Annotated in this window: 22 protein-coding genes; 3 read left to right on the top strand and 19 right to left on the bottom strand. The window is 46.7% G+C overall.

Annotated features, from left to right (window positions below; all coding sequences use genetic code 11):
- Positions 1-294 precede the first annotated feature (294 nt).
- From MKX30_RS07785 to MKX30_RS07830, 10 genes are all read right to left on the bottom strand, one after another.
- Entirely contained in the window at positions 295-2,544 is a 2,250-nt protein-coding gene (locus MKX30_RS07785; protein WP_341062705.1) for a methyl-accepting chemotaxis protein, read from the bottom strand.
- 224 nt (positions 2,545-2,768) lie between these two features.
- Complete coding sequence (locus MKX30_RS07790) at positions 2,769-4,100, bottom strand: peptidase U32 family protein (protein WP_013311519.1); 1,332 nt, start codon at positions 4,098-4,100, stop codon at positions 2,769-2,771.
- Positions 4,101-4,132: 32 nt separating this feature from the next.
- On the bottom strand, positions 4,133-5,062 hold the full coding sequence (locus MKX30_RS07795; protein WP_023989901.1) for a peptidase U32 family protein: 930 nt from the start codon (positions 5,060-5,062) through the stop codon (positions 4,133-4,135).
- 11 nt (positions 5,063-5,073) lie between these two features.
- Positions 5,074-6,102, bottom strand: a complete 1,029-nt coding sequence (gene mltG / locus MKX30_RS07800) for an endolytic transglycosylase MltG (protein ID WP_069079958.1) — start codon at positions 6,100-6,102, stop codon at positions 5,074-5,076.
- A 94-nt stretch (positions 6,103-6,196) separates the two neighbouring features.
- Positions 6,197-6,502: a DUF1292 domain-containing protein gene (locus MKX30_RS07805; protein ID WP_013311522.1), complete on the bottom strand. Its 306-nt coding sequence runs from the start codon at positions 6,500-6,502 to the stop codon at positions 6,197-6,199.
- On the bottom strand, positions 6,499-6,801 hold the full coding sequence (locus tag MKX30_RS07810) for a DUF1292 domain-containing protein (protein WP_023989904.1): 303 nt from the start codon (positions 6,799-6,801) through the stop codon (positions 6,499-6,501). Before MKX30_RS07810 ends, MKX30_RS07805 begins: the two co-directional genes overlap by 4 nt.
- 13 nt (positions 6,802-6,814) lie before the next feature.
- The gene (ruvX, locus tag MKX30_RS07815) at positions 6,815-7,231 is read right to left on the bottom strand and encodes a Holliday junction resolvase RuvX (protein WP_014282932.1); all 417 of its coding nucleotides are present in this window, start codon (positions 7,229-7,231) and stop codon (positions 6,815-6,817) included.
- Between the two features lie 9 nt (positions 7,232-7,240).
- Positions 7,241-7,501 (bottom strand): IreB family regulatory phosphoprotein, encoded by a 261-nt coding sequence (locus MKX30_RS07820; protein ID WP_007431624.1) that lies wholly within the window; start codon positions 7,499-7,501, stop codon positions 7,241-7,243.
- 136 nt (positions 7,502-7,637) lie between these two features.
- A complete protein-coding gene (gene alaS / locus MKX30_RS07825) occupies positions 7,638-10,271 on the bottom strand; it encodes an alanine--tRNA ligase (RefSeq protein WP_053325956.1) in 2,634 nt (877 codons plus the stop codon).
- A gap of 351 nt (positions 10,272-10,622) precedes the next feature.
- Entirely contained in the window at positions 10,623-11,690 is a 1,068-nt protein-coding gene (locus MKX30_RS07830; protein WP_023989907.1) for an AI-2E family transporter, read from the bottom strand.
- A 211-nt stretch (positions 11,691-11,901) separates the two neighbouring features.
- Between MKX30_RS07830 and MKX30_RS07835 the strand changes: the two genes are divergently transcribed.
- The gene (locus MKX30_RS07835) at positions 11,902-13,875 is read left to right on the top strand and encodes a methyl-accepting chemotaxis protein (RefSeq protein WP_053325957.1); all 1,974 of its coding nucleotides are present in this window, start codon (positions 11,902-11,904) and stop codon (positions 13,873-13,875) included.
- A gap of 162 nt (positions 13,876-14,037) precedes the next feature.
- On the opposite strand, the gene MKX30_RS07840 is transcribed toward MKX30_RS07835, so the two are convergent.
- The 4 genes from MKX30_RS07840 to cymR form a co-directional block, all read right to left on the bottom strand.
- Positions 14,038-14,250, bottom strand: a complete 213-nt coding sequence (locus MKX30_RS07840; protein WP_013311529.1) for a hypothetical protein — start codon at positions 14,248-14,250, stop codon at positions 14,038-14,040.
- A 10-nt stretch (positions 14,251-14,260) separates the two neighbouring features.
- Positions 14,261-14,782 carry a PRC-barrel domain-containing protein gene (locus MKX30_RS07845; protein ID WP_013311530.1) on the bottom strand — a complete coding sequence of 174 codons (522 nt, stop codon included), beginning with the start codon at positions 14,780-14,782 and terminating at the stop codon, positions 14,261-14,263.
- Positions 14,783-14,917: 135 nt separating this feature from the next.
- On the bottom strand, positions 14,918-16,069 hold the full coding sequence (locus MKX30_RS07850) for a cysteine desulfurase family protein (RefSeq protein WP_053325958.1): 1,152 nt from the start codon (positions 16,067-16,069) through the stop codon (positions 14,918-14,920).
- Between the two features lie 11 nt (positions 16,070-16,080).
- Positions 16,081-16,500 (bottom strand): cysteine metabolism transcriptional regulator CymR, encoded by a 420-nt coding sequence (gene cymR / locus MKX30_RS07855; RefSeq protein ID WP_013311532.1) that lies wholly within the window; start codon positions 16,498-16,500, stop codon positions 16,081-16,083.
- 304 nt (positions 16,501-16,804) lie between these two features.
- On the opposite strand from cymR, the gene mnmA reads away from it, so the two are divergent.
- Positions 16,805-17,926 (top strand): tRNA 2-thiouridine(34) synthase MnmA, encoded by a 1,122-nt coding sequence (mnmA, locus tag MKX30_RS07860; protein ID WP_023989910.1) that lies wholly within the window; start codon positions 16,805-16,807, stop codon positions 17,924-17,926.
- A gap of 401 nt (positions 17,927-18,327) precedes the next feature.
- Complete coding sequence (locus MKX30_RS07865) at positions 18,328-19,158, top strand: PPK2 family polyphosphate kinase (RefSeq protein ID WP_023989912.1); 831 nt, start codon at positions 18,328-18,330, stop codon at positions 19,156-19,158.
- 114 nt (positions 19,159-19,272) lie between these two features.
- Here the strand turns inward: MKX30_RS07865 and crcB (MKX30_RS07870) are convergent, their stop codons facing one another.
- From crcB (MKX30_RS07870) to MKX30_RS07890, 5 genes are all read right to left on the bottom strand, one after another.
- On the bottom strand, positions 19,273-19,629 hold the full coding sequence (gene crcB / locus MKX30_RS07870; protein ID WP_209943363.1) for a fluoride efflux transporter CrcB: 357 nt from the start codon (positions 19,627-19,629) through the stop codon (positions 19,273-19,275).
- Complete coding sequence (gene crcB / locus MKX30_RS07875; protein WP_023989914.1) at positions 19,626-20,027, bottom strand: fluoride efflux transporter CrcB; 402 nt, start codon at positions 20,025-20,027, stop codon at positions 19,626-19,628. Before crcB (MKX30_RS07875) ends, crcB (MKX30_RS07870) begins: the two co-directional genes overlap by 4 nt.
- Positions 20,028-20,112: 85 nt before the next feature.
- Positions 20,113-21,423: a replication-associated recombination protein A gene (locus tag MKX30_RS07880; protein ID WP_023989915.1), complete on the bottom strand. Its 1,311-nt coding sequence runs from the start codon at positions 21,421-21,423 to the stop codon at positions 20,113-20,115.
- Positions 21,424-21,783: 360 nt separating this feature from the next.
- Positions 21,784-23,925: a HelD family protein gene (locus MKX30_RS07885; protein ID WP_023989916.1), complete on the bottom strand. Its 2,142-nt coding sequence runs from the start codon at positions 23,923-23,925 to the stop codon at positions 21,784-21,786.
- A 182-nt stretch (positions 23,926-24,107) separates the two neighbouring features.
- Complete coding sequence (locus tag MKX30_RS07890; RefSeq protein WP_023989917.1) at positions 24,108-25,925, bottom strand: ABC transporter ATP-binding protein; 1,818 nt, start codon at positions 25,923-25,925, stop codon at positions 24,108-24,110.
- Positions 25,926-25,975: the final 50 nt, after the last annotated feature.

Here is a 25,975-nt window from a genome sequence, read left to right on the forward strand (position 1 = left end):
TTCCAGTAGTATGTCCTGTAGTTGAAAAAGAAAACCCACTCAACTTTTAACGTGAATGGGTTTCCGAATTTATTTGTATCTTGTGATGTCTGCTTCTGGGCTCCAATTTAAAAACTCGTCTAACGAATAAAAAACCGTAATAAAAATGGTAATGGCCAGTACAACCCAAGCTACCTTTGTGTTTGTATTCATCTTTTGCTTTCCTTCTTGAGGGATTTTTAAGCACATCTACTAATAAAAAGTACAAAACCACGGAGATCAGTGACAATCCTGATTTCCATGGTTTTGTTATATCTACACCGTAAACCGCGAAAGCTGTTCCTTCAAGTTCACTGATACTCCTTCCAGCTTATCCGACAAACCTACCAGTTGATTACCAATATTAGCCTGTTCAGTGCTGAGCGAAGCGACTTCCTGCGAAGTAGCTGAGGATTGCTCGGCTACCGCACTTACATTGGTCATTGCCTCGGACAAAGTGGTCTGCGATTCACTCAGATGATGAATGGAGGCAGTGACCGTTCCCAATCGTAGCGCGAACTCTCCCATTTGCTGCTGAACCGATTGGAAAATGTCCGTTGTTTCCTGCACGGCTCCCATCTGTTCCCGGAACAGCGGGTACACCTCAGATAATGCCTGTACCGTTTCATTCATTTCATTGACGATGTTGTTAGTAATGCCTGTAGCCGTACGAATAGCTTGACGTGATTGTTCAGCCAACTGCCGAACCTCATTAGCTACCACCATAAAACCACGCCCAGCCGTCCCCGCTCGTGCTGCTTCAATCGTCGCATTCAGTGATAGAATGTTCGTTTGTTTAGCAATATCCTGTAATACGTCCAGCACCTTAAAGACATCGGAAGTTGTCTTCTTCAGTTCATCTACTTTGCCCACCAGAGCATGCGTAGTTTCTTCCGTAACCTTAGTCTTGCTCAATAGATTTTTCAGCTGAATGGTCCCTTGTTCACTGGATTGTTCAACTTCTTGTGCGACCAGACTCATTTCATGATTGGAAGCCATAACCGTATCCATTTGCTGAGATATATTCCCGGTAAGTCCGCTGCCACGTTCAGCCTCTGTTGCCAAACTGGCGGCGCCATGAGCAATCTCTTCCGTTGCTGCTGCAATTTCTTTGGCTGAAATGGCTGTCTTCTTCGAGGCATCGCCTAGTTCCGTCGCTGTATTCAGAACCTCCTGAGCTGAGGCATTCGTCTGTTCTACCAGCAATGTAATTTGCTCCATCATCGTATCAAAGCTTTCTGACAACTGCCCAATTTCATCCTGAGCCTTATAGTTCGTTCGGATTTGCAAGTTGCCTTTGGCGCCTTCGACCATTAAATCCTTCAGATGTGTCAATGGACGAGCCACGAGACGCACGATCCACAGGCCAATGAACAATGCAATGAGTGCAGCCACTGCGGCAAATATCCAGGTTGTAGTTAGTATCCCCTTAGCGTCTTTCACCAGCTCAGATACAGGTACTACACCCACGAGAATCCACTTGGAAGTTCCCAGTGTATTATGAACCGCAAGCACACTTTGCTTTTTGCCGTCTGCTTCCTGCTCCATAATTTGATTTCCTTCGATCCCTTCAAGCTTGGACACGTAATCCAGCTTTGTCTTTCCTCCTGCCAAGCCCTCATTGTTAGAACCTACAAACTCACCCTTGTCTGTCACAAGACTAATCATACTGCCTGAACCCAAATTAATACCTTTTAACTCGTCCTCCACCGCACTGGACTTTAAATCCATAACCAGAACATAAGTCCCTCCCAACCCGGACATGCTGTTCATGGAGCGTGCCAGACGAAAGGTCTTGCTACCATTGTCATTCACCTGCGTAGGTAGCCAAACAATTCCTTTGTTTTTCAAAATATCCTTAAACCACTCTTCCTGCCGTACATCCTTTTGTGTTCCGGTGCCCATAGCAGCTAAATTGGTTTCTTCCGGGTACAAGTACATTGAATCAATCGCTTTATTCGTAAAAGCAAGATTCGTTAGCTTCTTATTCACTTCGCCCATAGCAACAAAAGATGCAAAGGGATTTTTATCTTGCTTTACTGCCTTTTGCAACTGATCACTTAATTCAGTATCGAAAAATACCTGTGTCGACGTGTCTTGAAAGCGCTCTAGAATAATATCAAGCTTTTCTGAAGTTTGCTGGACGGTCTGCTGATAAGCCGTAGCTGCATTTTGCTCAATCGTACTTTTAGCCTTGTAGTATGAGAGCATCCCCAAGCTGACCACAAATAACATAATTGCCGCAAAAAAGATCAGAAACAACTTCATTCCAACCGAACGTATCGGATTATAGTTTTTGACCAAATGCATGAAATCTTTACTGTACCTTTCTGGCTTAAGTAAACGCTTTAAATTGTGTGTACCTTTACGAGTCGCCTCAGCTACCCAGGGGGCAACCTTCGAAGACACCGCAACCTTTTGTTCCTCTTTATCCGTTGTCACTTTACTGCCTTTCAAACCCTGCATTTGATCCGTTTTCTTGGGTTGCCTTTTTGCTGTATTCCCCTCTTTTTTCCGTAAACCCATTTCTCTCACCTACCACCATATAATTAGTTTCTAATTCCACGTCATCCATTATGTATCTATTATCTATATAACTTCTATCGGAACTATTCGACAAGGAATGTAGCTTTCCTTTGAGTATCAACTAAATTTTGTGAAACTTTTTTCCTAGAAAACTATTCAAAAAAAAGCCTCTCCAACCGATAGGAGAGGCTTTTGAATCTTTTCACCTGTGACTTAAGGCTTATTTACTTCTTTTTACGCATCATATCAAAATACGATACGGGCTGATCTACCTTCATTCTAATTCGTTGAAGCGGGTGACGAGCAGCATCCAATTCGTTGCCTTCCTCATCCCAGATCGTTCCGACCGTTTGTTTAAAGAATGTTCCGTTCGGACCGAAAAATTCGATTTCATGCCCTGGTTTAAAATGGTTCCGTTGTTGAATGGTTGCAATGCCACTCGCGGCATCGTAGTCCATGACCAGTCCGGCAAAATCATAAGGGACTGCCTTTTCTTCCGGCTCATAAATATGATCTTCATGATCCGGTGTATCGTAGAAAAAACCTGTATTCAACGGACGATTGGCTGCCTTGTTAATTTCTTCAATCCATTCTGGTTTGAGCACATAATTTTCAGGATCAGCCATATAGGAATCAATCGCTTGACGATAGACATTCACGACGGTAGCCACATAGTGAATGGACTTCATACGTCCCTCCACTTTAAAGCTGTCTACACCTACATCAATCAGATCAGGGACATTTTCAATCATACACAGATCCTTGGAACCCATAGAAAAGGCATTATCGCTCTCTTCGAACAGTGGAAGCTGGTTAACACCGAGCTGGAACTGTTTCAGTGCATTGCTCTCCTGTGCCTCTTCCTCAGATATCCAAACCTCACCTGGGCGGGCATCCTCAAACAAATCGTATTTCCAGCGGCAAGACTGACAACATCCCCCACGATTGGAATCACGGTCTGTAAAGTGATTGGACAACACGCAGCGGCCGGAAAATGAAGAGCACATCGCACCATGGACGAATGCTTCGATTTCGATGTCCACATGCTTTTTAATTTCTTCGATTTCCTCCAAACTGGTCTCACGTCCCAGTACCACACGCGGTAGTCCCTCGTTTTTCCAAAACTTTACCGCTTGCCAGTTCAGTGTGGACTGCTGTGTACTCAAATGCACTTCCAATCCAGGAACAGCACGCAATGCCACGGATACAATAGCCGGATCAGCGACGATAACGGCATGAATTCCTGCCTCGTACAGATTGCGCAAGTATTCTTCGATTCCGGCAATATCCTCATTATGGGCATAGATATTGGTGGCTACAAGCACCTTAGCACCGTACTTGTTAGCAAATTCTACACCTTCGCGCATTTCTTCAAAACTGAAATTATCGGCGTTAGAACGCAGACCATATTTTTGTCCACCAATATATACAGCATCCGCGCCATAGTGAACGGCAAACTTCAGCTTTTCCAGATTTCCGGCAGGAGCCAATAGCTCCGGCTTATCCAGACGATTCCGTTTACCTATATATTTTCTCGTTTTGGTTATCGTCCCCATGACGTTCCCCCCTCTGTGAATTCATTTTAAAATTAATAAACCTGCTCTTTATAGAAAAATCCGAAGGAAAGTTCCCGTTCCGGATCTTGAAGACGGCGAACTTCATCCAGCCAGCTTTCATCATAAGCATAAGCATCCGGGTCAGCTGTATAATTATCTATGGCTTTACGATAAGCACGAACAACCGCCTCATTGTAAGCCGTAGGTTTCAATAAGCCCTCGATCTTAAAGCTATGCACGCCCGCCTCCATCAGAATATGCAGGTCCTCCATGATACAAAAATCATCTGAACTCATAATATGTGTCCCATTAATATCCTCGTAGATGGGGAACTTCTCTTCCTTCCGCTCTGCTTCAATCAGAAACAAGCCGCGCCCTCTACCCAAATCGCCTTCTACATTACGTCCCTGGTGCAGCATATAACTTTGAACAAGCTTACGCTTGGAGTGATAAATATTGGTCATGCCATGTACCTGAACCTGTGCTTCTATGTTTAACTTTGGTATCATTTCGGTAATTTCATCCATACTGAGCTCACGAGCCAAAATGACCCGGGAAGCTCCTTTTTCACCCCAATAGTTGGCGGTTGCGAAGTTGGTGGAGATCATCTCACCGTTCCAGAACAGCTTAAGATGCGGGGCGTACTCCTTCACGGCCATGAGCACTGCGGGATCATTAAACTCAATGGCGTCTATGCCGCATCCAGCTAGGGTCTGCACATATTCGGGAAGGAGTGGTAATAGCTCGTTCGTCATCAAATTCGTCATGGATACGTATACCTGCGCCGTATGCTTCCGTGCCTCTTCCACCACTTCACGGATTTGGTCCGGTGTAAAATGTCCCGGCAGCCGCATTCCAAAGCGGTCATCTCCAATAAGTAATGCAGTAGCTCCAGCCTCCAGCATATGGCGGGCATCCTCCGGAGAGCTGGCAGTTGCCAGTAGTTCGGGTTTGTAAGCCATAGGCTCACCTCCTAATTTGTCTTACGGTTACTTACCTGAATGTTATGCAAATGTTCTTTATACGTTTTGGCAAACAAATGTTCATGTGTCCCATCTTTTTTGGTCACGTAAAACAAATAATCTGTAGCTTTCGGCTGTAAAGCCGCTATCACTGATTTCAGACTGGGACTTGCAATCGGCCCTGGTGGAAGTCCCTGATGCATATACGTATTATAAGGGCTTTCCACAGCCAAATCCTTGTAATACAGCCGTTCCTTTTGCTTATCCAGCATATATTGAACTGTAGCATCAATTTCCAGCTTCTTATCCTGTTTGAGTCGGTTATAAATGACGCCAGCTACTACAGACCGCTCATCTTCCACAACCACTTCGCGCTCTACGAGAGAAGCAACTGTCAGCAGTTGATGCAGCGTTTCACCCCGCTGTTTCAGCTTCGCATCCAAATCGGAAACAGTTTCCAACCGCTTTTGTGTCTGTTCTAGCATCACCTGTATAATATCTTTGGCCGTACTACCCTTTTTCAGCTCATAGGTTTCCGGGAAAAGATAGCCCTCCAGCGCATAGCGAAGCCCCGCCTGCTTTGGAATGTCCCGCACTAGCGCGACGTCAAAAGCGGACGGATCGTTGGCCAGCTGCAAAAATTGCTGCCGGTCTGCCAGTCCTTCCTTTTGCAGCTTATCAGCCATCTGTCTAATCGTAAAACCTTCCGGGATTGTAAAACGAATCATTTCCTCTTTGACAACATCTCCAGCCGATAACTTAGTAATCAACTGATCAAAGGTTGCGCCAGGCTTCGCCTCATATTTTCCGGCCTGAAATCCGCTTCCTTGCTGTTTGAATTTTACATAAGCCTTAAACACGAGCGCATTACGTATAAGTCCCTTTTGCTCCAGCGTATCTGCAATAGCCGATGTTCCTGTTCCCTGCACCACCGTAAAAGCAACGGGTTGTGTTTGGGGCTGAACAGGCTGCATGGCATTCCAGATATAGAGGGCTGCACCTCCTGCTATAATGATAAGCAGTAGAAATAACGTAAACATCCTTGTCCTTCGCTTCACATCCACCCAACTCCTTCACAGCCAAAAAGGGCGGACTGGTCCGCCCTTTCAGGTTTGATCTCATCGTTATCCAGACTTACAGTTCTTCCGGCAACGTACATTCGTCGTACAGCTCGGAAATATCTTCCCACTCATCATCATCTTCAATGGTGGTGATGGAAATTTCGCCGTCTGTGGATGAGCTTACATGGTAAAGTTCATGTTCGCCAACAGCAGCCCCAGGTCTACGCAATACGGCGTACCGTTGCTCACCTACCTTGAACTCTGCTTCCAATTCCATGCGAATCGCATGGCCCTGTTCATCCTGCAGCTCTACATCGCCGTCGAACGTTTCCTTCAAATCAGAGGTCCAACTCAGGTCTTCACGTGAATAGCTCGTCATTTCCCGTCTTCCTCTTCATCTTCTTCTACAAATGTATTAAAGGTCTCTTCGACGATTTCCCATTCGGCATCGTCTTGGATCACAAACAATTTAATATCATCGCCTTCTTCCTCGTAACGGAAGGCGTACACATCGGACTCATCAGCTTCAGGGTCCACTGGCGCAACCATCATGTACTTCGCTTCGGAACCATCTACCTCAAACTTCATAATGACCTCGAACTCTTCCTCGTTGCCCTCGTCATCGGCAATATAAATAATTTCCGGCTCTTCTTCCATACCCACTTGATTTTCAGCCATTACGAAATCCCCCTCACCTTGTACTGTGTGCGTCCAAATAGTTTTGCAAGATCAGGCTTGCGGCCAGTTTATCTACCACCTGCTTGCGTTTTTTTCGGCTGACGTCGGCCTCCAGAAGCGTACGCTCCGCCGAACGCGTCGTCAGCCGTTCATCCCAAAGGTGAACGGGTAAACCCAGTAACTCCTTGAGTCGGTTCGCAAACTCGATGCAAATCTCACCGCGTGGACCCACGGTTCCGTTCATGTTTTTTGGCAAACCTACAACAACCTCGCCCACCTCATTGTCACGAACTAAATTTGCAATTTTACCGAACTCGCTGTCGTCACCGCGTCGTTCTATGACTTCCAATCCTTGGGCGGTCCAGCCGAAGGCATCACTTACGGCGACCCCAATTCGGCGATCCCCGTAATCCAATCCCATTACTTTCATGCCTGTCTCCTAACGGTGCTTGGCGAGATAGAAACGAACCAACTCTTCAATCAACTCATCGCGCTCTTTTTTACGTACCAGGCTTCTGGCATTATTATGCCGTGGCACATAAGCCGGATCACCGGATAGCAAATAGCCGACGATTTGATTGATCGGATTGTATTCTTTTTCTACCAACGCATCATATACGGTCAACAAAATTTCCTGAGCAGAAGCTTCCTTCTCATCTGCCTTGACATTAAATTTGACCGTTTTGTCCATGGAATCCATTGTTGACACCTCGCTTCCACAAAACATGTGTACATGTTTATGCCAGCTTATTCTTTTACATCATACCATAAGCAAAGCCCTACAAGGAAATATCTAAGCCCGTTTTTTCCCAAAAATCCGCAAAAATTATCGAACTTTATCCTTGTGAGGCTGCCGACACCAGTTCATGCGCACGTTGAAGTGCTTCGTCCAGCTTGCTGGCATCCTTACCACCGGCTTGCGCCATGTCAGGTCGTCCGCCACCACCGCCACCGCATACGGCAGCAATTTCTTTCACGAGCTTGCCTGCATGAAGTCCAGCCTTGGTATGCTCTGCCGGAACTGCTACGACAAAATTAACTTTGTCGTCCATTGCAGCGCCGAGCACCAGCACAGCAGCCGGAAGTTTCCCTTTCAGTTCATCAGCAATCGCACGCAACGCATCCATGCTGGAAGCCTGCACGCGTGCAGCCAACAGCTGCACCCCGCCTACTTGCACGACCTGATCGGTCAGCTGGCCCGCCTCAATAACGCTCAGCTTGCTTTGCAGCGATTCATTTTCACGACTGAGGTCTTTAATTTGTTGCTGCAAAGATTCGATACGCTTTGGCACCTCAGACAGCTTGGATTTTACAAGCCCAGCCGAAACCTTTAACAGCTCTAATTGACCTTCCATATATTCAAAGCCAAAACGTCCAGTCACCGCTTCGATACGACGTACACCTGATCCAATGCCGCTCTCGCTGACAAGCTTGAACAAGCCAATTTGCGAAGTATTGCTGACATGACAGCCACCGCATAGTTCAATGCTGTAATCGCCTACCTTAACGACCCGTACGATATCTCCATACTTTTCACCGAACAGCGCCATTGCTCCGAGAGCCTTGGCTTCATCAATCGGTTTCAGTTCAATACTAACATCCAGTTGGCTCCAGATGGCACGGTTTACACGCAGTTCAATATCCGCCAGCTCTTCTGGTGTAATGCTTCCAAAATGGGAGAAGTCAAAACGCAGACGCCCAGGCTCTACCAAAGAACCCGCTTGATTGACATGGTCACCCAGCACTTCTTTAAGCGCTTTGTGAAGCAAATGTGTAGCCGTATGGTTTTTCTCAATTTCTCCACGTGAAGCTTGATCTACTTCTGCTTTCACCGTATCGCCAACGTTCAGCTCACCGGCTTCTACAACAACCTGATGCACATGCTGACCTTGTGGCGCCTTAAACAGCCCTTCGACCTTCGCAGTTACCGTACCTCCACGCAGCAAGCCTTGGTCACTGACTTGTCCTCCGCTTTCGGCATAGAAAGGAGTCACATCCAGCACGACCTGACAAGACTGCCCTTCACTAACACTGTCCACCAGTACATCTTCATATACAATCGCCACTATTTTAGACTCAGTTACGAGGTCATTATATCCAACAAATTCACTTTTAACCGCCAGATCGGACAAAGCTCCGCCCTGAATCTTCATGCTCGCGCTGTCCTGATGAGCATCACGGGCACGTTTGCGTTGCTCCTGCATCGCTTCATCAAAACCTTCACGGTCTACTTTCAAGCCCTGCTCGTCCGCATAATCCTCTGTGAGATCGAATGGGAACCCGTACGTATCATACAGTTTGAAAGCATCTGCTCCGCTAATGACATTGCGACCTTCGGCCTTCGCCTGAGCACTGATATCGGACAAAATTGCCAATCCATCTGTCAGTGTTTCATGGAAGCGTTCCTCTTCCGTTTTGATCACTTTGATGATGAAATCACGCTTGTCCACTACCTCAGGGTAATACACACCCATGACATCCCCAACGGTTTCCACCAGCTCAAACATAAATGGACGGTTCATGCCCAGCATTTTTCCATAGCGCACAGCCCGGCGCAGCAAACGGCGAATCACGTAACCCCGTCCTTCATTAGAAGGCAGCACACCGTCACCAATTGCAAAAGCTACGGTGCGGACATGGTCAGCAATAACCTTAAGAGCCACATCACTGTCCACATTTTCGTTATATTTTACTCCTGCCATCGCCGCTGTTTTTTGGATTAGTGGCTGGAAGATATCCGTATCAAAGTTGGAATCCACATTTTGCAAAATGGATGCAAAACGCTCTAATCCAGCCCCTGTATCAATATTTTTGTTTGGAAGCGGCGTATAGCTACCGTCTTTGTTATGGTTGAATTGTGAGAATACGAGGTTCCACACTTCCAGATAACGCTCATTTTCTCCCCCCGGATACATTTCAGGGTCCGTCATGTCGCTGCCGTAGGCTTCGCCACGATCATAAAAGATTTCCGTACAAGGTCCACAAGGGCCTTCACCGATATCCCAGAAGTTATCTTCCAGTTTGATGATACGCTCGGCAGGAAGTCCAACTTTTTCGTTCCACAGCTTGTACGCTTCCTCATCCTCAGGATACACAGTTACAGCCAGACGTTCCGGATCAAAACCAATCCATTTTGGATCCGTCAGAAACTCCCATGCCCATGTAATGACTTCTTCCTTAAAATAGTCACCAATGGAAAAGTTGCCGAGCATTTCGAAAAAAGTGTGATGACGGCGCGTTTTGCCGACATTCTCAATGTCGTTCGTCCGGATACATTTTTGCGAATTGGCAATACGTGGATTTTCTGGCTTCACACGTCCGTCAAAATAAGGCTTAAGCGGTGCCATACCCGCATTAATCCACAGCAGGGAAGGATCTTTATGTGGAACAAGCGGCGCGCTTGGTTCAATCACATGTCCCTTGCTTTCAAAAAACTCCAGCCATTTGGAGCGGATTTCACTAGCTTTCATATAAGTAGCCTCCTAATTATGGTGTCACTGGTTCCTGGCACAGGCCATAAAAAAACAGAAAAACGCCCCTGAACGGATCAGGGACGATTGTATCGCGGTACCACCCTGGTTAACGCCGTCCCCTCTGTACGAAATGCCCATGCGCAAGCTGCACACCAACATTTGCTTAACGGACGATCGATCGCCTTGTTTTCACTGGTAACGGGAGCATCCCGGCGGGTTCAGCCCGCACTTCGAAATGAGCTTTCCCTACTGGATAAACACATTTAAACATACTCAACTCAGTATATCCATGTCATTTAGCCGTGTCAACGCGATTTCAGACAAGATACATACGGTGTATGGACAAAATCAGATTGTTTTCCGCTTCACGTAATAAGCAAAAAAATGCTGAAGTCCTACCTTTAAAACTGCCATCACGGGAACCGCTAAAATCAAGCCGGTAATTCCCGCAATTTCCCCACCCACTAGCAGAGCGAAAATAATGGCTATCGGATGCAGATGCAACGTTCGTCCCACCACCTGGGGAGAAATGACATTGCTCTCCAACACTTGAATACAGGTGTTAACGACCACGACCAAAAGCACCATTTTTAAGGAGACCGTAGAAGCCATGACTACTGCCGGAGCGGCTCCCAAAAAGGGGCCCAAATACGGAACGATGTTAAAAATCGCAACCACTCCTGCCAGCAACAGCGCATAAGGCATGCCAATGAGCATATATCCAAGATAAGCCATCACTCCAATAATGACGCATACCAGTAATTGTCCCCTGACATAGTTGCCAAGCGCCTGATCAATTTCCTTAAGTACCGTTACAATCGCCTTGCGACGAGAACGCGGGAGGTAAGACACAATCGTCCGCTCGAACACATCAAAATCCTTCAAAATATAAAAAATGAGAAACGGTACAATGAACACATTGAACAGCATATTGATCATCCCGCCGATGTTATCCATAAAGTTAGAAATCCCTGTTGCCATCCGATTCTCTAGTTGGAAAAACCATTGATTCATACCCGTTCGCACCCCTTGGGGCAAAATGCCGCTATCCATATTCGTCATTAATCCTTGTGCATGCATGGTCAGCTCAGGCAGATGCTCATTCAGCTCATCCAGTTGTTCAATGAACATCGGAATCAGGTTCATCAGAATCACAACGAGACTGGCTAAAAACACAGCATAGATGAGCAGCACAGCTACGCTTCGAGGCACCTTGCGACCGCCCAGCATACTGACAACCGGATTAAGTACATAGGAGATGATCATCGCTACCGCAAACGGAGCAATGATTGTTTTCAGAAATTCATACAAATGCAAAAACAAAGGTCGCAGCAGCCAGATAAAATATAGAATGACAAGTCCCAGCAGCGTCCATATTCCGTACCGGAACAGTCTACTTTTCGTTAATTGCTCCATTTCGTGCCCCCTTACTGGACTAGCCTCCTTTAAGTATATGCCTGTACCTCTACTTTAATCCTTCCCGCGAGTCTGGAATGCCCCATAGATTACCATTGTAAAAAAATGATGAAAACGGATGAAAACAATTAACAAAGTCATTCCATCTGACGATATAAGTACAAAGCACTACTTTAAGTTTTCACATTTCTGAAACATCGGGGGTCGTTACATGAACTTAAAAATCAAGCTTATTCTCCTTTTCACTTGCATTGTTATCGTTGCAGCTGGGCCATTGTCGATCATTAGCATGACAAGCGTTAAAAATCAGGCCAATCATGATATCCAAGAGCTTATGAACAGCAAAACCTCCGAAACCGTCAATCAGCTCGACGGATGGATAGGTGGTAATGCCAAAATTATTGAAACATTGGCTGCAGGTCTGGAATCCAGCGATATTTCATCAGATGCCAAAGCCGTATCTCTGAAGGCAGCTTTTCAAAACTATAAAGATCAAAATATTTCCAATATTTACGCAGGCTTTGAAGATGGAGCCTACTGGGATGGATCTGGCTGGTTTGAAGCAGGTTATGATCCTCGCGCTCGACCGTGGTACAAGGATGCCAAAACCAAGGGAGAAATGTATTACTCGTCCCCGTACATTGATGCAAATAGTACGAATTTCACCATTTCTATTGCGAAGCCTCTCAAAAATTCGAATGGCTCCGTCACTGGTGTGGTCAGCGAGGATATAATGCTCAACGATATGACAAAAATAATTAAAAGCATAGACCTGAACGGATTGGGCTACGCATTTTTGATTGACCAAAATGGAGCCGTGATCGCGCACCCAGACAACAAGCTGGCTGGCAAAAACCTCAAGGACAATCCCGAGTTGGGTTCATCAACCGCGGCCCTGCTGAGCGCAGCTTCGGGAGAAACAGACTATAGCTATAATGGTAGTGACCGTCAGCTTTATTTTAAAAAGATGCCTAGCACAGGCTGGATTGTAGGGTTGTCCATTTCCAAAGATATTGCTTTTCAGGAGTATTACTCCACTCGTAATATGTTGATTATAACGGTTGCTATCATCTTGATTGTCGCTATGCTGCTGGCGATCTGGGCGGCAAACAACTTTATTAAGCCGATTCGCAGACTCCAAGCGAATGTCAAACGTATAGCTGAAGGCGATATGACCGCTCGTGTTGATGTTAAAGGTAAAGATGAAATTGCCAGCCTGGGGACAGATTTTAATATCATGTCTGATAATCTCTCTCACCTGTTGCGCAAGGTATCAGATACGGCGGGCGATGTCAGTTCAGCTTCCCATGATATGCATCAGCACGCTAAGGATACTGGAACCATCGCGTCACAAATCTCCAGTGCAGTTCAGGAGCTTGCCCAAGGAGCGAGCGATCAAGCTGAGGCTGTATATTCCGGCTCTGAGAAGCTGACTCACATGACAGGCTCCATCGACCAGATTGGCGAAAGTGTTAAACGGACCCAAACTGCCGTATTCGAAACAGATTCTGCCGTGCTTGCAGGGTATGAAACAGCAGAACGTCAAGCGAAACTGGCCGCCGAGTCCAGACAAACGACGACTGCGGCAGGAGAAGCTGTAGATTCGCTCGCGCTGAAAACTCAGGATATTGAGCGGTTGGCCGGGGCCATCCACGATATCGCCGCACAAACAAACCTGCTAGCCCTCAATGCATCCATCGAAGCGGCACGGGCCGGAGAACACGGACGAGGTTTTGCCGTCGTCGCGGGAGAAGTGAGAAAGCTGGCTGAACAAGCGGGCACTTCCAGTGACAGTATCATGAGTAAGCTGGAAGAAATTAAAATTGCAGGAGTACAAAGCGCGGAGGAAATGAAGAAGGCTCTTGCTGTAACTGTAGAACAGGAGCATGCTGCCATTGCAACGAGACAGGCGTTTGAATCCATTCGTGGGGCTTCTCAGCATATGCTTGCCCAAATTGAGGACGTTACCTCCGCCACAGATCATCTCCGTGTGAATGCTGGACATATTTCCGATGTCATTTCCAGCGTTGTCGCTGTTTCTGAACAAAGTGCAGCATCTACAGAGGAAGTGGCTTCCTCTGTGCAAGAACAAGGTCATGCCATGAACAATATTGCCGACCTTTCTGCCAAACTCGATTCTCATGCAGATCTTTTATTGGAAGAGGTCAAACGCTTTAAATTGTAGAACTAACCATCTTCACAAAAACGGTATACAAAAGAGGGTGCCCCAGCCAATATGGCCGTTCGGGGCACCCTCTTCGTTGTTTTTATCAAGCATTATCCAACCTACTAAGCGTATGTAGATCACACCTCTTAGCAAGCAGCCTGTCCACTTTCGGTGTCAAGCTTAGGAAGAAGCATGAATTTGCGGCAAGTCCTGTTGTGCCATCTCATCTCCAAAGAATAGGTCGTCCAGCGAACTGAGCGTTCCATCCTCTTCCACTTGGTAGACAGACATTTTTTCACCATTCACCTGAAGTTCGATAAAGCATCCCCAGCAATAAAATTGATGGGAGCCGATTTTGCCGATATCTTTGGAATTACAATTCGGACATCTCAATAAACTCACCCTATCCATTAACAGAATATATGGCTTTTTCCAGACGCTGCTCGCTTAACGGGGGAACCATAACAGCATTTTCCCCGATGGACATATCTTCGGTGCAGGGCAGCCATTTCCGCCCCTCTATAATATCCGATACAAAACCATCGCTGATTTCCAAGCCTATTATGTTATTGCCCATTTCCTGGTCAAAATAAACATCCGAGATGTGCCCGAGCATAAGCCCTTCCTCTGTTAGCACGGATAGATCCTTCAGTTTACCGGGTCCAAGCAAGTACGTATGTTGTATATCATGGGCCTCCGTTTTACGGACAGCCTGCTGATTGCGAATCATGATCGCATCCTCACCGTAAGCAACGATGTCATCCCAAGCAACCATTTTCACGTGAGAAGAAAAAAGCCCTTTTCCTTCCAACTCGATCCCTGTGATCCGCCAATCAGCTGTCACCATAAAGTCATGTATTTTACCAATCTGCTTCCCGTCCTCCACATCGAAAACGGCAAGTCCGATCATATCTTGAAGCTTCATATATAGGGTACCTCCTCATTCTGCAATCCGAACGAAGGTGCGGTCCTTTTCCTACATGCCTGTCAGACCTTGCTTCCGTTCATGCAATGAAATGGAAAACCGCCCCTCCCTTCTTATTAAAATGCGGAGAAATCCCTAGTACCTAGTACGCAGCCGCTTCCATATGGTTTCAATTTTCTTGGCCGTGTATTCCATTTCTTCCGTAGTATTACCCAAACCGAAGCTAAACCGAATCGCTGAATGTAAAACATCTTCAGGAAGATCCATCGCCTGCAATACATGCGATAGCTCTAGAGATCCGGAAGTACAGGCTGATCCGCTTGCTACTGCGATTCCTTCCATGTCAAGGTTCATCAGCATGGTCTCTGTACCAATGGCCGGAAAGCTAACATTAAGGACATTAGGTAAAGAATGATCAGGATCACCGTTAATTACAAAATTTTGGCTACCCAGAGTGTCTTCCAACCCTTTAAGCAGTGTCTGGCGAAGAACCGTATCGTGCACCCCACGCTCCTCAATGGAAGCATTAGCTAGAGTTGCGGCTTTAGCCAGACCCGCAATACCGGCGATGTTTTCTGTCCCGGCACGGCGTTTCTTTTCCTGAAGTCCCCCATGCATTAGCGGCTGAATGCGTGTACCTTGGCGGATATATAATGCACCCACCCCTTGTGGTCCGTTAATCTTATGACCCGACACACTCAGTAAGTCAATTGGGAGATTTCGGCAGTCGATGGATATATGACCGTAAGCTTGAACCGCATCTACATGGAATACAATGCCATGTTCTCTCGCAATCTGCCCTACTTCTGAGATCGGCTGAATGACGCCCACCTCATTGTTGGCATACATCATGCTGATCAAAAAAGTGTCCGGACGAATGGCAGCCTCGATATCCGCAGGGTTCACGCGTCCAAAACCGTTGACCGGGACATAAGTCACCTCATACCCCGCTTTTTCCAGCTCATCACAAGCATGAAGCACTGCGTGATGTTCAACCGCGGTTGTAATCATATGCCCGGAAGTACGGCCGTCTGCCGTAGCCGTCCCAAACAGGGCCAGATTATCGCTTTCTGTCCCTCCGCTCGTAAATATAATTTCTTCAGGCTTGCAGCCCAAAGAGGCCGCAACGGCATCCCGAGCAGCGCTGACGGTGCGCTTGGCATCGCGGCCAAAGGCATGAACGCTCGAAGCGTTGCCATATTGGCCGGTCATGATGTCCATCATAGTCTGCGCAACCTCAGGATGCATAGGAGTCGATGCGGCATGATCCAGATAAATTCTGTTCATGTTAATCCACCTCAAATATAGAACATGTAATTGTCCAATTCATCATGTTCTTGGTATGTGATCAAGTCCTTAAGTGTAGTAGAATCCAACACTTCAGCGATGCTGTCACGAATCCGCAGCCACAGCTGACGTTTTGCCGGATCGTCTTCTTCCGTGAAATCTACCGGAGATATCGGACCTTCCAGTACACGAATGATGTCTCCCGCTGTTACTCCTGCCGGTTCATTCGCCAAAATATAACCGCCGTAAGCACCACGGATACTTTTTACCAAACCTGCATTACGCAAAGGCGCGATGAGCTGTTCCAGATAATGCTCTGACAACTGATTTTTTTCGGCAATACTTTTCAAAGAAGTTGGACCTTCGCCAAACCTGGCTGCAAGTTCCATCATAATGGTCAGGCCATAACGGCCCTTCGTTGATATTTTCAATTGTGCCACCTCACTTATAGTAACAATTCCGTTAAACACGCGGAATAACTGGTGTTGTAAACCTCTCTATTCCGATCCTAACCCTCAGCTTATGTTAACATATTAGGGCAGGTAAAGGGAAACATTACGGTAACAATCTTAAAAAAAGTTGCTTTCGAGCGATTTGGAACAGCTTTAGCCCATTTTATATAGCTTTCTTCCATCGTTCGCCGTGTCGTTTGATCGTCCAAACATCGTATCTTATTATCGTTTATGTTACAATAGGTGGGTTCTACAACAATATTGAAAGAATTGGGTGATGACCATGGCTAAAGCCAATCATGAAACCCGTGTCGTCGTCGGGATGTCCGGTGGCGTCGACTCATCCGTTACCGCGCTGCTGCTGAAGGAGCAGGGCTATGACGTAATCGGCATCTTCATGAAAAACTGGGATGACACGGATGAATTTGGCCGTTGTACGGCTGAGGAGGATGCGGAGGATGTGCGCCGCGTCTGTGAACAGATCGACATTCCTTACTATACCGTCAATTTTGAGAAAGAATACTTCGATAAAGTATTCTCCTATTTTCTTGATGAATATAAAGCTGGACGCACACCCAACCCGGATGTCATGTGTAACCGTGAAATTAAATTCGGCGAGTTTCTAAATAAAGCGCTGGATTTGGGAGCAGATTATGTTGCTACTGGACATTATGCACGGGTTGTGGAAGAAGACGGCCACTTTACTTTGCTGCGAGGTGTGGATAGCAACAAGGATCAGACTTATTTCCTAAATGCATTAAGCCAAACACAGTTGTCCCGAGCGATGTTTCCCATCGGTCATCTGCCGAAACCAGAAGTACGTAAAATTGCGGAAGCTGCGGGACTGTATACGGCCAAGAAGAAAGACAGCACAGGCGTATGCTTTATCGGCGAGCGTAATTTCAAGGAGTTTCTGAGTGGATATCTGCCTGCAAAAGGTGGAGACATGGTGGATATCGCTACTGGTGAAGTCAAAGGACGTCACGATGGTCTGATGTACTATACACTGGGTCAACGACAAGGCTTGGGCATTGGCGGATCGGGTTCAGGCGAACCGTGGTTTGTAGCGGATAAGGATCTGGAGAAGAATATTCTGTATGTGGTACAAGGTGATCGTCACCACAGTCTGTATTCTACCAGCCTGATTGCAACGGACGTGAACTGGATTGAAGGCGCAGATACTCGTCCGACCAGCGAATTCCGTTGCACAGCCAAGTTCCGTTATCGCCAACCTGATCAGCAAGTAACTTTACAATGGCTTGCGGATGGAACCGTGCATGTCATATTCGATGTACATCAAAAGGCCATTACGCCTGGACAAGCTGTTGTATTTTACGACGGGGAACGCTGTCTGGGTGGCGGAACCATTGATAAGGTTGAAAAACTTCAGCCTGAAACAGTTTAAATAAAATGACCATTTTGCATTGATATAGCAGGGAATTAAAAAAGTCGTCTCTCCAGATTTGGGAGGCGACTTTTTTAATGAAAGATGTTTTTAGTAATGGCTTGTAAAGAATTGATAATCTGCTCTTTATGATGTCTGTCATGCTGGACAAACATTCCTTGCAAAAAATTTTCCATGGTGTATGCACGTCCCTTTTTTAATCCATTGGTATGCTCCCATTTAAAATAGGAACCGTCATATTTAAATAAGATCGCTACAAGGGACTTCTAACTTCTTCCCTATGTAATCCTTTTCGAATTAACTTGAAAGACCATTAATACATAAGGAACTTTTGATAACATCCTCATTTGGGTATATGATGTAGACAAGATCATACTTCAATTGAAAAGGAGCGTGCCTTTATGTCTGATTCATTAGGAATGCTGACACCGGGTAAAAAAGTTTCTTTGAAAGAATGGGACCCCAAGGATACAAAGAATATCAAAAATAAAGAAGAAATCCGACTGGAAACAGATCAATTGAAGGAACGCTTCACGGAATTACAAAGCAAATTATTTACAGAGAAAAAACAATCCGTTTTGTTTGTATTTCAGGGTATGGATTGCAGCGGCAAAGATGGCGTCATCAAACAGGTATTTTCCAACCTTAACCCTGCGGGGGTGACTGTCCACAGCTTTAAATCACCTACGGCTGAGGAATTAAGTCATGATTTCTTGTGGCGTGCTCATAGCGTTACCCCAGGACGTGGATATATTGCAGCATTTAACCGTTCTTATTACGAGGATGTGCTGATTACACGTGTTCACGGACAGATATCCGATAAGCAGGCCAAACGGAATATTAAGCATATCAAGCATTTTGAACAGTTGTTGCTGGATAATGGTGTAAAGGTGGTTAAAATCTTTTTACATATTTCAAAGCAATTTCAGTTAGAAAAGCTGATCGACCGGATTGAAAAGCCTCACAAAAACTGGAAACTCGATCCAAGTGACTTGCAGGAACGAAAATTTTGGAAGCAATATACCCAGTATTATGAGGATGTATTAGAGCTAAGCGCAACCAAACAAGCTCCTTGGTATGTCGTTCCTTCAGACAACCGTTGGTATAGGGATTATACTGTGCTACGGATTGCCGTCCAAACGCTGGAGGAAATGAAGTTGTCTGATCCTGATCCAAGACCTGAACTTGAATCCCTATTACCTGAATTGTACAAAGAACGAGATAAAAAATAGCTGTATAGGTACAGCACTAAGCTTCCGAAACCTTATCACGGCTGAGAATGCCTTGAGTCGGGATTGGAAGCTTTTTATTGCATTTTTACGTGTTATTTCGAAAATGTATAGAGTTTAACTGACTCTGTACCCGATAGCCGCAGCTACAACTCCTATCACGACAGAGGACAGTACATACGTAGCCATGCGTCGGTATTCTTTACGCTCCATCAGTTGAAGAGATTCATAGCCAAATGTGGAAAAGGTGGTGTAGCCGCCACAAAAACCTGTTCCTAGCAGCATCCAGAGTGCAGGAGACAAATGGTTTTGCGTAAACTCGCCATAGAGCCAGCCCAGCAGCAATGAACCGCTGATGTTAATGATCCACGTCCCCCACGGGAATACGGTACCGAACCTCTTTCCGGCCCACATGCCAAGCCCGTATCTCGCCAGTGTACCCATAATCCCGCCTGCCGCCGCCCACCAGATCATAAGCGTTCCTCCTTGGGAGCAGCCTGCGTCATTTTTGTACCTAGGCGGATACCTGTCCATGTCAAAAACAGCCCTCCGCCTACGCTAAGCAGCAGGTACAACACAGCCGTCAGCATACGATCGTGAACCGTGAGGCGGACAGCATCCACTGCAAAGGTGGAAAAGGTGGTAAAGCCCCCTGTAAAGCCTGTTCCGATGGCAAGTCGCAATCGCGGCTTGATCCGCCATGATCGCAAGGTTACCGTAAAGAACCAACCCAGAAACAGGCAGCCGATCCAATTGATTAGCAGCACACCAAGTGGAAAATCCGCACCCGCCGCAGGCAACAGCGATTGCAGGCCATAACGGGTAGAGGTTCCAAGCGCTCCGCCCGCAGCAACGAATAGCACGTCTTTCATCTTTTTATCCCCTTCTTCGCTCTTGCACGATCATGGTGTAACGTGACGATATCGTACACACTCTGTATATGAAGTCGCACATATATTAAGACTGTGAATCCCGCCACCGCTGGTTTTGCCTGATTTTGGACTCATTCCCCTGCTCAGTAGCCTGATAGAAGGTTTGGTCTGCTATCGAATCGGGCAAATATTGCTGCTTCACATAATGATTCGGATAATTATGTGGATATTGATAGCCAACATGCCCGAGCTTTTCCGAGCCTTTGTAGTGTGCGTCACGCAAATGGAGTGGCACCTCGGCTGATTTGATATCGTCCATAGCCGACATGGCCCGTGAAATCGCTGTATATACGGCATTCGATTTGGGGCTTTCCACGGCAAACAAAATGGCCTGTGCAATGTTCAGTTTGGCCTCGGGCCAGCCGTTATTGCGATAGGCTTCAAGCGCACTCACCGCTTGCACCATTGCCTGCGGGTTCGCCAGGCCAATGTCCTCACTGCTCGCCGCGATGAGGCGGCGGATAAAGGTCATCGGGTCCATGCCGAGCTTTTCTACGGCGTACAGGAACCAGAACAGCGCGGCGTCGCTAGAGCCGCGAATGCTTTTGTGAAAGGCCGACAGCACGTCATACTGCGTGGATTCATCTGCTTTGACAATCGGGCGGCGAATGGATTCCTCTGCGACTTCCAGTGTCACGTGAATCGTGCCGTCTGCCAGCGGAGGCGTCGTGAGCGCCGCCAGTTCTAGCGCGTTCAAAGCGCGGCGGATATCACCGTTCGCCATGGACGCGATGTGAGCCAGTGCAGCTTCATCTACCTGAAGCTGCATGTAGCCGAGCCCTTTGTCCGCATCACTCAAGGCGCGGCGCATAGCAGCCAGCGAATGCTCCTGCGTTAGCGCTTCAAGCTGGAACAGCGTAGAACGGCTCATTAAAGCGCCGTTGACGTAGTGAAAGGGATTTTCAGTCGTGGCGCCAATAAACACGATCGTGCCCTTTTCCACCGCAGGCAGCAGTGCATCCTGACGTGAACTGTTAAACCGATGTACCTCGTCGAGAAACAAAATAGTTTTTTTGCCATACATCGATTTATTCGTCTGTGCACGGTCAATGACTTCTCTTACGTCTTTCACAGATGCTTCTACAGCATTCAGACGTACAAAATCGCCTTGCGTGTGTTGCGAGATGATATGTGCCAGCGTTGTTTTGCCGCACCCCGGTGGTCCGTACAACAAAATAGAAGAGACCTGATCTGCCTCTATAGCTCTTCGCAGCAGCTTACCCGGACCCACAACATGCTCCTGTCCAATATATTCATCCAGCGAAGTCGGACGCAAGCGATCCGCAAGCAACCGATTGCTTGGCGTTGACTCTTGGGAATATGAAAATAAGTCCATTTCATTCACTTCCTTATGGTTTATGAACGAACACTTTCTCTTTTTCTTCGAAAACCTACTATATTATGTTCGCTCATACGGTTAAAAATCATGAAAATTCAAGTCATCTATAATCCTGATAGAGTGTAAACCGCCTCTTATTCTACCATATCCGTTAACAAGTTGCAGATAGCATGGTCACGGCACAGCTGTAGATCTCCAAGTCAGTCGCCCACAAAAAAAGAAAGAACAGCTTTAGACGAAAGATGAATTTCGTCGCTGTTCTTCGACTGACATGACTTCCTAATTTCCATCACTAAGATAAACAGTAAACAAAAAGGAATACAACAACTCAGGCGATGCTTTACAACGCTTTTCTGTTTACTCCGTCTGTGCCTGTACGTAACTAGGAAGTGAGCCATCATGCAATAGCCACAGCTCATGCAGCGCACGGGTACATCCTACATACAGCAGCTTGGCATCCCATGCCCGTTCTCCATAATGCTCATGGTCGGCATCCGCCACAATAACTGCATCGAACTCCAGACCTTTGGATAGGTACACAGGCAGTACCGACAATCCGCCTTCATATTGCTTTTTACCACCGTCAATCAAATTCACATCCAACCCCGCGCTTGTGAAAACCTCATGTAGCTCCACAGCCTCTTTTAAGGTACGGGTCAGCACAGAAACAGTACGATACTCCTTGGAGGACAGCTCTTTTAGAGCGGTGAGCAAACTCTGCTCACGCACCGATGAGTCGTAAGACATCGTACGCACCGGATCGCCACTACGAAATACCGGAACTGCCGTAATACCGCCGCGAACTCCCTGCTCCAAAATCGTGTTTGCAAATTCTATAATTTCCAAGGTTGATCTATAGCTCCGCGTAAGTGCAAAATACCCTGTATGTTCGGGCGCAAAAAGAGAACTCATTTCCTCCCACGCATGTACGCCACGATATTCATGAATGCCCTGCGATAAATCGCCCAGTATAGTGAAGGAATGCCCTTTCACGAACAAATCCAGCAATGCGATATGAAAAGGTGAAAAATCCTGCGCTTCATCAATGACCACATGGTCAAAACGTTGAGATGACTCTACCTCATGAATCAGCACGTGAAGATACACTAACGCAGTCAGATCTTCTTCACGGATAATCTGTTTTCGCAGGTCCGACTGTGTGGTCTTAAAAATAGCAGTCGGCAGAGAAGCCTTCATCTCCGCAGCCGTATCTGCGGGTAACCCTTTAGCTGCCTGAAAAAGCTGCTTATAGAGCGTCAGTGCGTCATATTGTGGCCATTTTTTAGCATATGCCTTTTCCCGTGTCCCTGCCTTTTTCTTGCGTTCCTTGAGCGCTGCCGCCGAAGGCGACTTTTTCAGTTCCATTTCAATCCAGCGGTGCACTCTTGCCAGCACACGCTCCTTCCGCTTCGCGAGCGGATAAGGCTTATATTCCTCATTAAACCAATTCAAAATCTCAGCTTGTGGCAGCACCGCTCCATCCCATGGTGAAAAATCCCCCTCGGGCACGGAGATGGGCTCCAGTCGTTCAACAAAAGCTTGAAGCAACTCCATAAAGTGAACCGAGCCCTTGAATCTTCCCGGCGCCTCATCCATGGATTCCTTTCTCAGACTGCCACTCTCAAACCAATAAGATAATGTTTCGGCAGGATCAGCCAAAGGTAAATCCAAACCCAATAAGTCCAGTGCCCAGTCTGCAAATGTACTTTGCTGAATATTCCCGACCCCCAGCTCTGGAAGTACATCTGAAATATAGTCAAGGAACATATGGTTTGGTGCGAAAATTACCATTTTGTCCGCTGATACCTGATCCTTGTATTGATACAGCAAAAATGCGAGACGATGCAGCGCTACCGTCGTCTTGCCACTACCCGCTACCCCCTGAATAACGAGGGCTGTATTTTTGGCCGCGCGGATGATCTGATCCTGCTCCGCCTGAATGGTAGACACGATATCCCGTAAACGGTTATCCTTGTTTTCTCCCAAACGATAAACGAGAAACTCATCAGAAACGGCAGGCTCGTCGCTTTCACGATTATATGTATCGGCTACCCGTTCCAGGATTTTTTTGCGAATGACAACATTACGCTTCAGATAGACCAAGCCCTCAATGGTTCCCTCAGGAGCTTCGTAAGACGCGGTTTCTTCACCACCTGTAAACGAATAAAACAAGCTGGCAATCGGTGCACGCCAATCAATCACCAGCGGATACGCTGACGTTTCTTCACGCTCCACTCCAATTTTACCGATATAAAGTGGCTTCCGCTGCCCTCTGCCACGCTCGTCAAAATCCATACGACCAAAATAAGGCTCCTGTGAGCTTTTGGCCAAAGCCTGACGTTTTTCCTCCCGTGCCGATTCCAGCACTTGCTCCGTAAAATCATGCCCGGTGTACACCGGCGTATTGCGAAGCCGTTCCAATCTCCGATCAATTTCCTCCATAGCAAGCGACAGCCTATGCTGTTCTTCTTGATAGGCACTTTGAAACTCATTCTCCATTTCAGTTACCTCCTAAGAATATCAAGTCTCGATTTCTGCATCGCATTCACTTGCTCCGACACAAAAAAAGGAAAGTAAGCGTAACACATTTAACCATAAAAATCCAACCTTATTTCCTAATACGCCTTTTTCCCTATTCTTTCACAAAAGTATGAAGCTTTGCGGCACCCGCGAAGCGGCCTCTAATACTCCATACTTCTTTCCCCCATCTCCACAAACTGCTTTTGAGCCAGCTCACGGTACACCTGATGGGACTCTAATAACTCAGTATGAGTTCCTGCACCGGTCACCTTGCCCTTGTCCAACACGATAATCTGATCGGAGTGAACCACTGTAGACAAACGATGAGCAATGACAATCGTCGTGCGTCCCTCCATCAAGTTCGCTAGGGCCTTCTGTACCTCATGCTCAGATGAGCTGTCCAGACTAGATGTAGCCTCATCCAGCATGAGAATGTCAGGGCTACGAAGAAGCGCACGCGCAATAGCGATCCGTTGACGCTGCCCTCCAGACAGCTTCATTCCCCGTTCTCCCACCTCAGTGTTGTAGCCTTGAGGTAGATCCATAATAAATGTATCCGCATACGCCATCGTGGCTGCTCGTCTCACTTCTTCCAAGTCAGCTTCGCGCCCCAAGCCATATGTAATGTTATCTCTGACCGTTCCGGTCATCATTGAGCTTTCCTGCGATACATAACCAATTTTGGAGCGCCAGGAGGAAAGTGTATATGACGATATCGGTTCGTCTCCATAACGAATTTCCCCTGTATCCGGCACATAAAAGCGTTCCAACAATGAAAACAAGGTGGACTTCCCACTTCCACTCGGTCCCACGAATGCTGTCGTCCGGTTAGCCGGGATGACCAAGTTCGCATTATGAAGGACCTCTTCACCTTCAGTATAGGAAAAGGCAACATCACGAAGTATAATATCTCTGCTCTCTTTTGCCGCTTCCTGCTTCAACTCGAGCGGTTCCTCTTCATGATCTAAAATCGTCTGAATCCGTTCAGTAGCCCCAACCACCTTTTGTAGACGTGAATACAGGGTCGTGAATTGTGCCATCGGTGTGATCACCTGAAACAGCAGCAAAATAAAAGCCACCAAATCCCCAGCGGTCAGCACACCCGATGCGACACGAACACCACCAACACCCAATATAATGACCAGCACTGCAGTCAACAAGAAGGTAGAAATGGGACCTACAAGAGCTAGGATGCGTGACTCTTGCAAACCGAAGCGGAACATCCGGTAAATACGATCCTCACCGGCCTGAGCCTCTCTGCTTTCGGTTCCGTAGGCCTTCACCAGTCTGATTTCGCCGATAACCTGACTCAACACTGAGGTCAGATCTGCCATCTCATCCTGCTGTTTTTTGGAGATACGGTACATTTTTCTGCCTACAGGAAATAAAATCAGGGCTGTTAGCGGAACAATAGCCATAATAATGAGCGTCATCACCCAATCCAGATAAAATAACAATGCAATACCACCAATAATTGCAATCACATTAGAAATCAGATTGACTAGATACTCCGTAATTAAGTTCATAATCAGGCTTGTATCATTGGTGACGCGACTCATCGTATCTCCTGACCGATTTCGATCAAAGTAAGGGATAGGTAGAGATAAGATTTTATGCCATAAGCGTTTGCGCAAATTAGCCACAATCTTATGCCCAGCATAGTTCAACATATAGATAGAAACCGCCGAAGCCACCGCTTGAAGCACAAAAGCGCCAAGCAGACCAACAATGACCATACGGTTTAATGAAGAAAAGGTCAAGCCATCAATCAACCCTTTGGTCATCATGGGTACGATTAAACCAGCAGTGGTCTGAATCAGCGTCAGAATCAGGGCGATGATCAGAATGGCCTTGGGCGGATGCGCACTCGCAATCAATTTGATAAACCGCCCCATGCCAGCCTTATCGGGTCTTTTACCCGGCTTTTCCTTCATCCGGTCCTCCTGCTCATCTCGGTGTATATGATGTTCTTTTTCCATATACCATCAACCTCGCTTCCTGTCTGACCATTCTTGTTCAAACAACAACA

Origin of the sequence: Paenibacillus sp. FSL P2-0173 (assembly GCF_038008045.1) — a bacterium.
GTDB lineage: Bacteria > Bacillota > Bacilli > Paenibacillales > Paenibacillaceae > Paenibacillus > Paenibacillus polymyxa_B.